Source organism: Rhodoferax sp. (genome assembly GCF_023701345.1).
Taxonomy (GTDB): Bacteria; Pseudomonadota; Gammaproteobacteria; order Burkholderiales; family Burkholderiaceae_C; genus Rhodoferax.
This window is the reverse complement of record NZ_JAMPXE010000098.1, coordinates 1-12,547: the sequence shown is the minus strand read 5'-3', so window position 1 is coordinate 12,547 and position 12,547 is coordinate 1. Positions and strand designations below refer to the sequence as shown.

Genomic DNA, 12,547 nt, shown 5'->3' with positions numbered 1-12,547 from the left:
CCACCCTGCGCCAGACCGTGACGCTGGAACGCCATTTGGAGACCGTATGAGCACCAATCTTTACCGCGCTTTGCTGGAGTTGCTGCCCGAGGCCCCCCTGCACGTGGCCACCGTGACCGCCATCAACACCGGCCAAGGCACCAGCACCGTGACCTGGCCGGGGAGCAGCGTGCAAACCGTGCGCGGAACCGCTGTGGCCGTGGGCCTGAAGGCGTTTGTGCGTGATGGTGTGATTGAGGGCGCTGCGCCTGATTTGACGCTGGAAGTGATTGAGGTGTAGCGTGAAGCTAGGGAGCAACTGCCTTGTGTTCGCCGTGCTGCTTTACCGGCGTCGCAATGGCAGGCGCTGGTACATCAAAGTGCGCCAATCCGATCACGGGTGGTTCCCCCACTTTTTGGTCCGCGCCGGCCACCACGTGATCAGCTACACCCCCATCAACCCGCGCCACAAGATATTTCCCCCACCGTTTTTTGATGGTCGGGTGAAGTGGGGTGATTGAGTCACCCGCTCAATGTGTTTTCTACCTGATAATTTGATTTCCCGACACGAAACTAGTTATCAAACCAAATATCGCGCAGATTACATATCAAATATCGCGGCGCGCTTCATGAAAACCATTCAACTGGGTCAAAGCGACCTCCATGTCACGCCCATCTGCCTGGGCACCATGACCTTTGGCGAGCAGGTCGACGAAGCCACCGCTTTCGACATCCTGGACCGCTCGCTGGAGCGCGGTGTCAACTTTATCGATACCGCCGAAATGTACGCGGTGCCGCCGCGCGCGGAAACCTTCAACGCGACCGAAAAAATCATCGGCAACTGGCTCAGTAAACGTCCCGGCGCGCGGCAAAAGCTGGTCATGGCAAGCAAAGTGGCGGGGCCTTCGCGCAACATGTCGTGGATCCGCGGCGGTAGTCCGGATCTGACCGGCAATGACATTCTGGAAGCCTGTGATGGCAGCCTGCGGCGCCTGCAAACCGATGTCATCGACCTGTATCAGATTCACTGGCCGGTGCGCAGTGTGCCCATGTTTGGCGGCATCTATTACCACCCTGCCAGTGGCAGTGAGGGCACGTCCATCCATGCCCAACTGGAGGCCCTGAACAAATTGGTGCAGACCGGCAAGGTGCGCGCGATTGGCTTGTCCAACGAAACGCCGTATGGTGTGCACGAGTTTGTGCGGTTGTCCGAGCAGTATGGCTTACCGCGCGTGGCGACGGTGCAAAACGGCTACAGCCTGCTCAACCGCAGCGTGGAAAACGCCCTTGATGAAACCATGCAGCGCTTGCAGGTGTCGTTGCTGGCCTATTCGCCGCTGTCCTTCGGCCTGCTCACGGGCAAATACGATGCCACCGGCCTGACCGGGCCAGGCACATCGCCTGAAGCCCGATTGACCAAATTTGAGTCGAGTCGCAAGCAGCGCTGGGGCCGCCCCGAGGCGCTGGCGGCAGCACGGCGCTACAGTGCGCTGGCGCGAGAGCATGGCCTGACACCGCTGCAACTGGCACTTGCGTTTTGCTACACCAAATGGCAAGTGGCCAGCACCATCATTGGCGTGACCTCGGTGGTCCAATTGGACGAATGCCTGGATGCCTGGGGCACCACGTTATCCAATGAAGTGCTCAAGGCCATTGACGCGCTGCGTTGGGAAATGCGCGACCCGGCGCAATAGCCTTTATCATGGCCAAACACGTCAGCCTGACCCCGGCCACCCAATTCCTCAAGGACAACAAGGTGGTCTATACCGAGCATCCTTACGACTATCTTGAACATGGCGGCGCGCTGCACAGCGCGTCTGTGCTGGGCTGGGACTCGTTCCATGTGGTCAAGACCCTCATCATGCAGGACCAGGATGCCAAGCCGCTGGTGGTGCTGATGCACGGCAACCGCAAGGTGTCGACGAAAAATCTGGCGCGTCAGATCGGGGCCAAGGCTGTCGAGACTTGCGTGCCTGAGGTGGCGAACCGGCACAGCGGTTATCTGGTGGGTGGCACCTCGCCCTTTGGCACCCGGCGCGCCATGCCGGTCTTTATTGAGTCGACCATTCTGGCGTTGCCCAAAATTTTGATCAATGGTGGGCGGCGCGGTTACTTGGTGGGCATTGACCCGCAGGTGTGCGTCACGCTGTTGGGCGCCCGAGCGGTGCAGTGTGCGCTGGCTGAGGTGTTGACCTGACACTGGCAAAATAGCGCCATTGCACCCAATCCCTTGGGTCACCAGGAGTTGATTTGGAATCCATCAAGAGCTTTTTCCCGCTGTTGGCAGTCTTGGCCGGCTACCTGATTGGGTCGCTGTCTTTTGCCGTCATTGTCAGCCGGGTCATGGGCCTGAATGACCCGCGCACCTTTGGCAGTAAAAATCCCGGCGCCACCAATGTGCTGCGCTCCGGCAGCAAGGCCGCGGCCATTCTGACGCTGCTGCTCGATGCGGCCAAGGGCTGGCTGCCGGTGGTTCTGGTCAAGTGGTACGGTCAAGCCTATGGCCTGGGCGATGGCACGCTGGCGCTGGTGGGTCTGGCAGCGTTTTTGGGCCATGTGTTTCCGGTGTTTTTCAGGTTTGCCGGCGGCAAGGGCGTGGCCACGGCGTTGGGTGTGCTGCTGGGATTCAGCGGCTGGCTGGGGCTGGCAACAGCTTTGATCTGGCTGCTGATGGCCATGGTGTTTCGCTATTCGTCACTGGCCTCCATCACGGCAGCGTTGCTGGCGCCGGTGGTGTATGTGCTGGGGGACGGCGGGCTGTGGCTCATGAGCAAGAGCGTGGCATTGTGCGTGGCCGTGATGTCACTTTTTTTGCTCTACCGCCATGCCGAGAACATCAATCGCCTGTTCAAGGGGACGGAATCAAGGCTGGGTAAAAAAGCCGACACCCGGCCCATGGCGCATGCGCATGGACACGCCAAGCATGGCCATCGGCATCCGCCCCACCTTGATCAAAAATCGCACCCGAAAAATAATCGCCCATGAAGCTCTGTATTCTTGACAACGACTTTCTCGACCCGGCGGTCGCGGCGACCTACATCGGCTACGGCGTCATGTTCGAGCGTTTGCTGCGCCAGGCGGGAGCCGATGGCACGTTCGACATTTTCAACACCGTCAGGGGCGAGTATCCGGCCTCGTTCGCGCCTTATGACGCGGTGTTGCTCACGGGCAGCAAGGCCGATGCGTTTTCCCAGGAGCCCTGGGTGCTCACACTCAAGGACAAGGTGCAAGCGCTCCTGGAAGCCAAAAAAAAGCTGGTCGGCGTGTGTTTTGGCCACCAGTTGATTGCGCTGTGTCTGGGCGCCAAAGTGGGCCGTGCACCGCAGGGCTGGGGCGCCGGTCGCATGCGCTACCAATGGCGCGCGCCTGATCTGCCGCAGGCACAGGGCCGCGAAGAGGTGGCGCTATTGGCTAGCCACCAGGATCAGGTGTTTGAGCTGCCCAAGGGGGCCACTCTGCTGGCCAGTAGCGATTTTTGCCCGGTGGCGGCGTTTGCTGTCGATGACCACGTTTTTTGCGTGCAACCGCATCCCGAGTTTGTCGAAGACTACAGCGCTTTTTTGCTCAACAAACGGCGCGCCATGTTTGGCGAGGAGAAGTACCAGGCTTTCACCCGGAGTCTGGCCGAGGGGCATGACGGCCAGGCGGTGGCGCGCATGATGGTGGCGTTCATCAACCAATAAACTGCCTTCTGGATTCAGCCGGGGTTCCCGTCCCGTCAGCCCTGCTGCGCGCCCAGTTGCAGGATCAAGTGGTGGTTCAAGTGCTCCTGAACCCCGGATGCCGGCAAGGCCGCGGTGATGGCCGGGCTGCCGTTGCAGCTTGAATGCAGGCTGGGCGGGCGCATCAATTGGCCTTTGTCGTTGAGCACAATGGCGATGTCGGGGTGTTTGTCCTGGCTGCGCCGGCGCATGACCACGCCCACGGTGGCGTTGTCAAGTTGCACATAAGTGCCGGGTGGGAACAAACCCACCACCTGCATGAGCGTCTGACCGATCTGATTGTTTTGCGCGCTGCTGCTGGCGAGGATGCTTTTGGCCGACTCGGTGGCACTGCGCCCGGCGCGTGACTGCCGCGGGCTGATCATGGCGGCATAACGGTCAACCACATTCAGTATGTGTGTCAGGCGCTGCAGTGCCGCCAGGCGCAGCAGGTCTTCGCTGGAACTCGCCTCCTGATGGTGCTGTAGTACCGTTTGCAGCCAGAGTGCATCGTCGATGCCCAGCGTGCGCAACAAGTCCTCGCCGCGTGCTTCATGGGTGCGCAAGGCTACTTCCTGCTCCGGTGTGGGTCGGCCGCGCTGGATGGCCAGTTGGTTTTGCAAGCCGGTCATGGCAATGTTCATGGTCAGGGCGGCATGCACCAGGCTGTCGCGCTCAGTCTGCGGCAATTGAATTTCGCGGGCTACCAGATGACACAACACGGCACACACCAGCGCGTGCGAGGCGCTGTAGCCCACGGGTGAGTGCGAGGCCAGCTGAAACAGCAGGTACAGGGCCACATCGGTGTCATGCTGAATCAGGTTTTGCATCCAGCGGTCGTATTGAAGAATGCGCGCGGCAAATTCCTTTGCGTTCTGCGGGTGGAGCAGCAGCATGGACAGGCCCGCTTCCAGGTCAGACCAAAGACCGAGCAGGTCTTCGTACTCGTCCTCAGTCTTCAGAAAAAAACTCATGACGCAGTCACGGCCCGGACCGGATGATGCATCTGATTAATCGCGGAAGTTGTCAAAGCTCAGCGGAATGTCGGTGATTTCCTTGCGCATCAGCGCCATCGCGGCCTGCAGATCGTCGCGTTTGGTGCCGCTCACGCGCAGCTTGCCGTCCTGGATGGCGGCCTGCACCTTGATCTTGCTGTCCTTGATGATGCGCTGGATCTTTTTGCCCAGTTCGGTCTCGATGCCGTCGCGCACCTTGATCACCTGCTTGACCTTGTCGCCGCCCATTTTCTGAACGTCGCCCTTGTCCAGAAAACGCACATCGACATTGCGCTTGGTGAGCTTGTTGCGCAGGATGTCCTCGATCTGGCTGAGCTGAAAATCAGCGTCGCCGATCAGCGTGATTTCCTTGTCCTTGAGCTCGATGGCAGCCGGCGTGCCCTTGAAGTCAAAGCGGGTGGTGATTTCCTTGCTGGTGTTTTCAATGGCGTGTTTTACATCGACCATGCTGGCTTCGCAAACGGTATCAAAAGAGGGCATAAGGGTTCTCGCTAAATGTTCGACAATCCCGCCATGTTAGTCCAGAAAAACGTCCCCCTTCAGCCTTTTAATACCTTCCATATCGTGGCCAAGGCCCATGCCCTGGTGCGCATCGGCGGTGAGGCCGACGTGCAGGCGCTGCTGGCCGACCCCGAATGGGCCGCGAGCCCGAAGTTTGTGCTGGGTGGCGGCAGCAACATTGTGCTCACCGGGGATGTCAAGGCGCTGGTGCTGAAGGTCGAGGTGATGGGCCGGCGGCTGCTGCAGGAAACACCCAAAGCCTTCATCGTGGAAGCCGGTGCCGGTGAAAACTGGCACGACTTTGTCACCTGGACGCTTGAAGCTGGCTGCCCCGGGCTGGAAAACATGGCTTTGATTCCGGGCACCGTGGGCGCTTCACCAGTGCAAAATATTGGTGCCTACGGCGTCGAGCTGCAAGACCGCTTTGATTCATTGGATGCCATCGACCTGCAGACCGGGCAGATGTTCACCCTGAATGCGGCGCAATGCGCTTTCGGCTACCGCGACTCGGTGTTCAAACACACCAGCGCCTCGGATGCCAGCGCCGGCCACCAGGCCGTCGGCCTGAAAGACCGGGTGCTGATCTTGCGCGTGCGTTTTACCCTGCCCAAACCCTGGAAACCGGTGCTGGGTTATGCCGATATTGACAAGAAAATGGCCGAGCAAGGCGTCACGCAGCCAACAGCGCAGCAGTTGTATGACTGGGTCTGCACCATTCGCCGCGCCAAGCTGCCCGACCCCGGCGTGATCGGCAATGCCGGCAGCTTCTTCAAGAATCCCACCGTGAGCCCCGAGCAATGTGCCGACATCATCGCCCGCGAACCAAAGCTGGTGCATTACGTGCTGGCCGATGGCTCGGTCAAGCTGGCCGCAGGCTGGCTGATTGATGCCTGCGGTTGGCGCGGCAAGTCGGTGGGGCAGGCGGGCGTTTATGAAAAACAGGCGCTGGTGCTGGTCAACCGGGGCAGCGGGGTGGCGGGCTCGGGCGCCACCGGCGGCGAGGTCATGACCCTGGCCAAGGCGATTCAGACCAGCGTGTACGAGCGTTTTGGCATCCGGCTGGAGACCGAGCCGGTCATTATTTAGTCTTTGTGTAGCGATTGACGCCTTTTTAGCGCATCATTACGCCATGAAAAAAATCATTGTCCTTGGCGGTACCGGCTTCGTTGGTACCCATTTGTGTGAAAAACTGGTGCGCGAGGGCTGGCAGGTGACCGTGCCGACGCGGCGCACCATCAATGCCAAAGCCGTCATGCATTTGCCCGGCCTCACCGTGCAGCAACTTGACGTGCATGACGAGGCCGCCTTGACGCGTGCTGTTGACGGGCATGACGCGCTGGTGAATCTGGTGGCTATTCTGCACGGCACGCAAGCGGCGTTTGAACATGTGCACGTGGCCTTGCCGCAAAAAATTGCCCATGCCTGTTTGATCAACGGGGTCGGTCAGGTGGTGCATATCAGTGCCCTGGGGGCCGATTCGCTGCAGCCTGCGCTGGCGCCCTCCATGTACCTGCGCACCAAGGGCGAGGGTGAGGCCGTGCTGGTGCAGGCCGCCATGGGCGGCAGCGCCGGGGACACAGCGCAGGCCGGCTTCGATCTGAGCATTCTGCGTCCCAGTGTGATGTTTGGCGCCGAGGATAAATTTTTGAACCTGTTTGCCAGGCTGCAAAAGGTGCTGCCTCTGATGCCGCTGGCGGGTGCTGCGGCGCGCTTTCAGCCGGTGTGGGTGCAGGACGTGGCCATGGCCGTGGTGCGCTGCCTGGCCGGTGCCAGCACCCAGCCGTCACCGCGTGTGATCGAAGCCTTCGGCCCGGAAGTGTTGACCCTGAAGCAACTGGTGCAAATCGCTGCCCAGCTCAGCGGTGCGGGCGGTGGCATGGGCCGGTTGGTGATCCCGTTGCCAGCGTGGGCCGGGCGGCTGCAGGCCACGATTATGGGCATGGCGCCTGGCGCGCCGCTGATGAGTTTGGACAACCTGGAGTCGATGAAGGTCGACAACGTCGCCACAGGCAAGCATCCCGGCCTCGATTCGCTGGGCATCACGGCATCGGCCGTGCGGCCGATTGCCAGGCAATACCTTGGCCGGCGCTAGATTTATTTAGCGCTTGCGTTCGCCCGTGAGGCTCAGCAGGTCGCCGCCACCACCGAGTGACAGCAGTCCTGACTTGGCATAAATGCCCAGCTTGGCGCGCGTGTCGACGATGTCGAGGTTGCGCATGGTGAGCTGGCCAATGCGGTCGGCCGGAGAAAACGGCGCGTCCTCCACTTTCTCCATGCTCAGGCGCTCGGGCGCGTAGGTCAGGTTGGGCGACTCGGTGTTGAGCAGCGAATAGTCGTTGCCGCGGCGCAGCTCCAGTGTGACTTCACCAGTCACGGCGCGCGCCACCCAGCGTTGCGCCGTCTCCCTCAGCATGATGGCCTGCGAGTCAAACCAGCGGCCCTGGTACAGCAGGCGGCCCAGCTTGCGGCCGTTGTCGCGGTACTGTTCGATGGTGTCTTCGTTGTGGATGCCGGTGACCAGACGCTCGTAGGCGATGAACAGCAGCGCCAGCCCGGGAGCCTCGTAGATGCCGCGGCTCTTGGCCTCGATGATGCGGTTCTCGATCTGGTCGCTCATGCCCAGGCCGTGGCGCCCGCCAATGCGGTTGGCTTCCAGGATCAGGCTGACCAGGTCGGGGTACTCGACCCCGTTGAGCGCCACCGGGCGGCCCTCTTCAAAGCGCACCGACACTTCTTCGGCCTTGACCACGCAGTCGTCGCGCCAGAACGGCACGCCCATGATCGGGTTGACGATGCGCATCCCGCAGTTGAGGTTTTCCAGGTCCTTCGCCTCATGCGTGGCGCCGAGCATGTTGGAGTCGGTGCTGTAGGCTTTTTCGGCGCTCATCTTGTAGCCAAAGCCGTGCTGCGTCATGAAGGCCGACATCTCTGCGCGGCCGCCCAGCTCGTCAATGAAGGCCTGGTCCAGCCAGGGTTTGTAGATCTTGAGCGAGGGGTTGGTCAGCAGACCGTAGCGGTAAAAGCGCTCGATGTCATTGCCCTTGAAGGTGCTGCCGTCGCCCCAGATGTTGACGTCGTCCTCCTTCATGGCGGCCACCAGCATGGTGCCGGTCACAGCGCGGCCGATGGGTGTGGTGTTGAAGTAGGTTACGCCAGCGGTGCTGATGTGGAAGGCACCGCTTTGCAGCGCCGCCAGGCCTTCGGCGGCCAGCTGGCTGCGGCAGTCGATGAGGCGGGCTTTTTCAGCACCGTATTCCATTGCCTTGCGCGGGATCTCGTCGTAATCGGACTCGTCGGGCTGGCCGAGGTTGGCGGTGTAGGCGTAGGGCAGGGCGCCCTTGAGCTTCATCCAGTGCAGCGCGGCACTGGTGTCGAGTCCGCCGGAAAAAGCAATACCGACCTTTTGGCCGGCGGGAATGTTTTGAAGGATGGTGGCGCTCATGGGGTTCAACCGAAGTGGCAGATGTAGTGGTAGGGCTCGGTCACGCGAATGTCGAATTTGGCGTTACCGGGAATGCTGAAGTTCTCACCGGGGCTGGACTTGACCCAGGTTTCAGTGCCTGCCAGCCGGTATTCACAGCTGCCCGCCACGCATTCCATGACCTCGGGGGCGCCGGTGTTGAAGGTCAGGGTGGCGGGCAAAATGACGCCGACCGATTTTTTTGTGCCATCGGCAAACGTGATGCCGTGGCTGACGCACTTGCCGTCAAAATAAACGCTGGCTGTCGTGGTGACGGACACGCCGTCAATGTGAGTGGTGGTCATGATGATGTGGGGGATACAGACAAAAAGTCCAGTTGATGCCGGAAAGGCAGATTTTAGGTTATGCCTTCTGTGCCAGCGCAGCAGCATGGGCAGCGAAATTTTCGGCATTGAAGCCGACCGTGATGTGCTGGCCGGGCCAGACCACGACCGGGCGCTTGATCACGCTGGGTTGGGCCAGCATCAGCGCCGTGGCGGACGCCGCATCGACCACGGCCAGACGCGTGGCTTCGTCCAGTTTGCGCCAGGTGGTGCCCTTGCGGTTCAGCAGCATTTCCCAGCCCGGCGATTCGATCCAGTCGGGCAGCAGTCCGGCGGGCACGCCTTGTTTCTTGAAATCATGAAACTGGTAGGCCAGGCCATGTTCGGCGAGCCAGCTGCGCGCTTTTTTGACGGTGTCGCAATTGGGAATGCCATAAACAGTGAGGAGGGGTGTATTCATGGCCTCTATCATGCCATTGGCGGGGTTTAAAGCGGCGGCGCGCGCCTGGTGGGCTGCGTCTGGTGGACAATTCGGGGCATGACGACATCAACGCTTCACTCACTTCAAGACTGGCTCGACTACTGCGAACGCCTGCATCCCACCACCATCGACATGGGTCTGGATCGTGTGCATACCGTGGCCCGGCGCATGGGCATCGGTTTTGACTGCCCGGTGATCACCGTCGCCGGCACCAACGGCAAGGGCTCGACCTGCGCCATGCTGGAATCCATCCTGCTGCAGGCGGGCTACCGCACCGGGGTCTATACCTCGCCGCATCTGGTGCACTTCGAGGAACGTTTGCGTCTGAATGGCGAGGCCGTCAAGGCGGCAGAACTGGTGGCGGCCTTTGCCCGGGTGGAAAGCGCCCGGGTGCAGGACCAAGAGGTCATCTCGCTGACTTATTTTGAGTTCTCCACGCTGGCCATTCTGGATGTGATGCGTCGCAGCGGACTGGATGTGGTGATTCTTGAGGTCGGCCTGGGTGGCCGGCTCGACGCGGTCAATATCATCGAGCCGGACTGCGCCATCATCACCAGCATCGATCTGGACCACACGGCGCTACTGGGTGACAGCCGTGAAGCCATTGGGTATGAAAAAGCCGGCATCATGCGCACCGGCAAGCCGGTGGTGGTGAGCGATCCGCTGCCGCCTCAGAGCGTGCTGGACCGGGCGCTGGAAGTGGGCGCCGACCTGTGGCGCGTCGGGGTCGACTTCAATGTGACCGGCGACAAGCAGCAATGGGGCTGGGCCGGGCGCGGGCGGCGTTACAGCGGCATGGCCTACCCGGCGCTGCGCGGCGCCAACCAGTTGGTCAATGCGGCCGGCGTGCTGGCGGCGCTGACGGCCTTGCGCGAGCGCTTGCCGATCACGGCGCAGGCAGTGCGCAACGGCTTTGCCTTTGTCGATTTGCCGGGGCGCTTTCAGATTGTGCCGGGCGAGCCCAATCTGGTGCTGGATGTGGCGCACAACCCGCATGCAGCGGCGGCGCTGGCCGCCAATCTCGATGCCATGGGCTTTTTTCCGACCACGCACGCGGTCTTCGGCGCCATGGCGGACAAGGACATTGCCGCTGTGCTGGCGCGACTCAATCCGTTGGTGGACAAGTGGTATTTTACCAATTTGCCGGCCGCGCGGGCGGCCCGGGCGGCCGATCTGATGGCGCAATGGGCCTTGCTGAACAAGCGCAAGGATTGTTCCGCCGAAGTCTTTGTTGACCCTGAATCGGCGTTCCAGGCGGCGCTGTCACAGGCAGACCCCGCTGATAGAATCATCGTTTTCGGATCGTTCCTGACTGTGGGCGGCGTGCTCAAAGATGGCGTGCCCCAATTGCAGGCCAGGCATTTGCCTCATTCCTGATTCACTCAATCTCATCGGCATGGACTTTTTCAAGTTTCGCAAAAAAGGCGATACCACCCCGAACACGTCGGTTCAGCCTGAAAGTGTGGATCGCATGCGCCAGCGCGCCAAGCATCGTCTGGCTGGGGCCACGGTGCTGGTGCTGATCGGCGTGATAGGTTTCCCCTTGTTGTTTGACAAGCAGCCCCGGCCCATCGCGGTGGACACGCCGATCGATATCCCGGATAAAAACAAAGTCTTGCCCCTGGCCTTGCCCACGCCGCTTGCGTCCAGTGTGGCAGCGGCCGCCCCTGTGGCGACTGCCGTACCCATTGCGCCGGCGGCAGTAGCACCGCAGGCCGTGGTGATCACCGAGACGGCCGAGCCAGTCAAGCCCGCCAAGCCGGAAGCCAGCGTGGTCAAGCCGCCTGTTGTGGCCAAACCGACCGAAGCCGACCAGGTTCTGGCGCTGCTGGAGGGCAAGAAATCTGAAGAGCCGTCTGCTGCCGCGGCAGGCCGTTTTGTGGTGCAGGTCGGTGCCTTTGCCGATGCGGCGCGGGCCCGCGAAGTGCGCCAGAAGCTGGAGCGTGCCGGCCTGAAAACCTATACCCACGTGGCCGACACCAAGGACGGCCAACGAACCCGAGTCAGGGTGGGACCATTTTCGGTGAAGGCAGACGCTGAAAATGCAGCAGCAAAGATCAAGAAGCTGAACCTGCCAGCAGCTCTGTTGACGTTGTAATGCGTGTCTGCTGAACATGCCTGTGCTGGATTGGGTTTTTGCCGTCGTATTGCTGATGTCAGTGCTGTTGGGCGCCTGGCGCGGCCTGGTTTTTGAGGTTCTGTCCCTGCTGAGCTGGATTGCGGCATTTGTGCTGGCGCAGTGGCTGGCCATGGACGTGGCGCAGTATTTGCCGATGAGCGGCGCCAGTGAGATGGTACGTTACGGCGCCGGTTTTCTGCTGGTGTTCATTGCCACGGTCATGCTGGGCGGCTTGCTGGCAGCACTCCTGAAAAAGCTGATGGCGAGCGTGGGTTTGCGGCCGGTGGATCGGGTGCTGGGGGCAACTTTTGGTGCCGTTCGGGGTGTTTTGCTGCTGTTGTTGGCGACCGTGCTCGCTGCCATGACACCGTTCAAATCCAGTCCCGCCTGGCAGGAGTCCCAGGGTGTGGCTGTGTCATTGACGGTCTTGCACACTCTTCAGCCCAGCTTGCCGCGTGATTTGGTGAAGTATTTGCCCGCTTGAAAAAGTTGTTGAAAAGATTGGAAAACTATGTGTGGAATCGTTGGTGTTGTCAGTAACGCGCCGGTCAATCAGCTCATTTACGACGCGCTGCTGCTGTTGCAGCACCGGGGTCAGGATGCTGCGGGCATCGTGACGCAGCAGGAGCGCAAATTTTTCATGCACAAGGCCAAAGGCATGGTGCGCGATGTCTTTCGCACCCGCAACATGCGCTCGCTGCCGGGCAACTGCGGCCTGGGCCAGGTGCGCTATCCCACCGCAGGCAATGCGTTCAGTGAAGAAGAAGCCCAGCCCTTTTATGTCAATGCCCCCTTTGGCATTGTGCTGGTGCACAACGGCAACCTGACCAACGCCCACGCGCTCAAGGCAGAGTTGTTCAGCACCGACCATCGCCACATCAACACCGAAAGCGACTCCGAGGTGCTGCTCAACGTGCTGGCGCATGAACTGGAGAAGGTCACGCGCGGCACCACCCTCAAGCCGGCCGACGTGTTCGCCGCCGTGCGCGGCGTGCACCGGCGTGTG

Annotated in this window: 15 protein-coding genes and 1 pseudogene; 11 read left to right on the top strand and 5 right to left on the bottom strand. The window is 61.1% G+C overall.

The genetic code is table 11. From position 1 onward, the window contains the following. Window positions 1–46 precede the first annotated feature (46 nt). The 5 genes from NDI87_RS12875 to NDI87_RS12855 all read left to right on the top strand — a co-directional run bounded on the left by NDI87_RS12875 (window position 47) and on the right by NDI87_RS12855 (window position 3,662). The gene (locus NDI87_RS12875; protein WP_296275677.1) at window positions 47–280 is read left to right on the top strand and encodes a hypothetical protein; all 234 of its coding nucleotides are present in this window, start codon (window positions 47–49) and stop codon (window positions 278–280) included. A gap of 328 nt (window positions 281–608) precedes the next feature. Then, window positions 609–1,673, top strand: coding sequence for an aldo/keto reductase (locus tag NDI87_RS12870; protein ID WP_296275676.1), 1,065 nt, complete (start codon window positions 609–611; stop codon window positions 1,671–1,673). An 8-nt stretch (window positions 1,674–1,681) separates the two neighbouring features. Continuing rightward, window positions 1,682–2,176, top strand: a complete 495-nt coding sequence (locus tag NDI87_RS12865; RefSeq protein WP_296275675.1) for an aminoacyl-tRNA deacylase — start codon at window positions 1,682–1,684, stop codon at window positions 2,174–2,176. 62 nt (window positions 2,177–2,238) lie between these two features. Continuing rightward, window positions 2,239–2,964: a glycerol-3-phosphate 1-O-acyltransferase PlsY gene (plsY, locus tag NDI87_RS12860; RefSeq protein ID WP_296275678.1), complete on the top strand. Its 726-nt coding sequence runs from the start codon at window positions 2,239–2,241 to the stop codon at window positions 2,962–2,964. After that, window positions 2,961–3,662: an amidotransferase gene (locus NDI87_RS12855; protein WP_296275674.1), complete on the top strand. Its 702-nt coding sequence runs from the start codon at window positions 2,961–2,963 to the stop codon at window positions 3,660–3,662. The genes plsY and NDI87_RS12855 overlap by 4 nt, the downstream gene beginning before the upstream one ends. A gap of 35 nt (window positions 3,663–3,697) precedes the next feature. Here the strand turns inward: NDI87_RS12855 and NDI87_RS12850 are convergent, their stop codons facing one another. Together NDI87_RS12850 and NDI87_RS12845 are read right to left on the bottom strand one after the other, a co-directional pair. Beyond that, entirely contained in the window at window positions 3,698–4,654 is a 957-nt protein-coding gene (locus tag NDI87_RS12850) for a phosphodiesterase (protein WP_296275673.1), read from the bottom strand. Window positions 4,655–4,690: 36 nt separating this feature from the next. Then, a complete protein-coding gene (locus NDI87_RS12845) occupies window positions 4,691–5,176 on the bottom strand; it encodes a YajQ family cyclic di-GMP-binding protein (protein WP_296275672.1) in 486 nt (161 codons plus the stop codon). Window positions 5,177–5,209: 33 nt separating this feature from the next. Between NDI87_RS12845 and murB the strand changes: the two genes are divergently transcribed. Together murB and NDI87_RS12835 are read left to right on the top strand one after the other, a co-directional pair. Further along, window positions 5,210–6,283 (top strand): UDP-N-acetylmuramate dehydrogenase, encoded by a 1,074-nt coding sequence (murB, locus tag NDI87_RS12840; RefSeq protein ID WP_296275671.1) that lies wholly within the window; start codon window positions 5,210–5,212, stop codon window positions 6,281–6,283. Between the two features lie 43 nt (window positions 6,284–6,326). Then, window positions 6,327–7,289: a complex I NDUFA9 subunit family protein gene (locus NDI87_RS12835; RefSeq protein ID WP_296275670.1), complete on the top strand. Its 963-nt coding sequence runs from the start codon at window positions 6,327–6,329 to the stop codon at window positions 7,287–7,289. A gap of 6 nt (window positions 7,290–7,295) precedes the next feature. Here the strand turns inward: NDI87_RS12835 and argG are convergent, their stop codons facing one another. From argG to NDI87_RS12820, 3 genes are read right to left on the bottom strand one after another with little or no spacing between them, the layout of a single operon-like run. Then, a complete protein-coding gene (gene argG, locus NDI87_RS12830) occupies window positions 7,296–8,639 on the bottom strand; it encodes an argininosuccinate synthase (protein ID WP_296275669.1) in 1,344 nt (447 codons plus the stop codon). A 5-nt stretch (window positions 8,640–8,644) separates the two neighbouring features. Beyond that, window positions 8,645–8,962 carry a pyrimidine/purine nucleoside phosphorylase gene (locus tag NDI87_RS12825; protein WP_296275668.1) on the bottom strand — a complete coding sequence of 106 codons (318 nt, stop codon included), beginning with the start codon at window positions 8,960–8,962 and terminating at the stop codon, window positions 8,645–8,647. Between the two features lie 58 nt (window positions 8,963–9,020). After that, a complete protein-coding gene (locus NDI87_RS12820; RefSeq protein WP_296275667.1) occupies window positions 9,021–9,401 on the bottom strand; it encodes an ArsC family reductase in 381 nt (126 codons plus the stop codon). Window positions 9,402–9,479: 78 nt separating this feature from the next. On the opposite strand from NDI87_RS12820, the gene folC reads away from it, so the two are divergent. The 4 genes and pseudogenes from folC to NDI87_RS12800 form a co-directional block, all read left to right on the top strand. Next, window positions 9,480–10,799, top strand: coding sequence for a bifunctional tetrahydrofolate synthase/dihydrofolate synthase (folC, locus tag NDI87_RS12815; RefSeq protein WP_296275666.1), 1,320 nt, complete (start codon window positions 9,480–9,482; stop codon window positions 10,797–10,799). Window positions 10,800–10,818: 19 nt separating this feature from the next. After that, on the top strand, window positions 10,819–11,520 hold the full coding sequence (locus tag NDI87_RS12810) for an SPOR domain-containing protein (protein ID WP_296275665.1): 702 nt from the start codon (window positions 10,819–10,821) through the stop codon (window positions 11,518–11,520). 16 nt (window positions 11,521–11,536) lie between these two features. After that, window positions 11,537–12,025 (top strand): CvpA family protein, encoded by a 489-nt coding sequence (locus tag NDI87_RS12805; RefSeq protein WP_296275664.1) that lies wholly within the window; start codon window positions 11,537–11,539, stop codon window positions 12,023–12,025. Window positions 12,026–12,052: 27 nt separating this feature from the next. Then, window positions 12,053–12,547 (top strand): annotated as a pseudogene (locus tag NDI87_RS12800) (amidophosphoribosyltransferase); the annotation flags it as partial.

Coding starts and splice junctions, on each gene's coding strand:
- NDI87_RS12875 (WP_296275677.1), top strand. CDS start 47: ATGAGCACCAATCTTTACCGCGCTTTGCTGGAGTTGCTGCCCGAGGCC.
- NDI87_RS12810 (WP_296275665.1), top strand. CDS start 10,819: ATGGACTTTTTCAAGTTTCGCAAAAAAGGCGATACCACCCCGAACACG.
- NDI87_RS12825 (WP_296275668.1), bottom strand. CDS start 8,962: ATGACCACCACTCACATTGACGGCGTGTCCGTCACCACGACAGCCAGC.
- NDI87_RS12805 (WP_296275664.1), top strand. CDS start 11,537: ATGCCTGTGCTGGATTGGGTTTTTGCCGTCGTATTGCTGATGTCAGTG.
- NDI87_RS12850 (WP_296275673.1), bottom strand. CDS start 4,654: ATGAGTTTTTTTCTGAAGACTGAGGACGAGTACGAAGACCTGCTCGGT.
- NDI87_RS12835 (WP_296275670.1), top strand. CDS start 6,327: ATGAAAAAAATCATTGTCCTTGGCGGTACCGGCTTCGTTGGTACCCAT.
- folC (WP_296275666.1), top strand. CDS start 9,480: ATGACGACATCAACGCTTCACTCACTTCAAGACTGGCTCGACTACTGC.
- NDI87_RS12870 (WP_296275676.1), top strand. CDS start 609: ATGAAAACCATTCAACTGGGTCAAAGCGACCTCCATGTCACGCCCATC.
- NDI87_RS12845 (WP_296275672.1), bottom strand. CDS start 5,176: ATGCCCTCTTTTGATACCGTTTGCGAAGCCAGCATGGTCGATGTAAAA.
- murB (WP_296275671.1), top strand. CDS start 5,210: ATGTTAGTCCAGAAAAACGTCCCCCTTCAGCCTTTTAATACCTTCCAT.
- NDI87_RS12865 (WP_296275675.1), top strand. CDS start 1,682: ATGGCCAAACACGTCAGCCTGACCCCGGCCACCCAATTCCTCAAGGAC.
- argG (WP_296275669.1), bottom strand. CDS start 8,639: ATGAGCGCCACCATCCTTCAAAACATTCCCGCCGGCCAAAAGGTCGGT.
- NDI87_RS12820 (WP_296275667.1), bottom strand. CDS start 9,401: ATGAATACACCCCTCCTCACTGTTTATGGCATTCCCAATTGCGACACC.
- NDI87_RS12855 (WP_296275674.1), top strand. CDS start 2,961: ATGAAGCTCTGTATTCTTGACAACGACTTTCTCGACCCGGCGGTCGCG.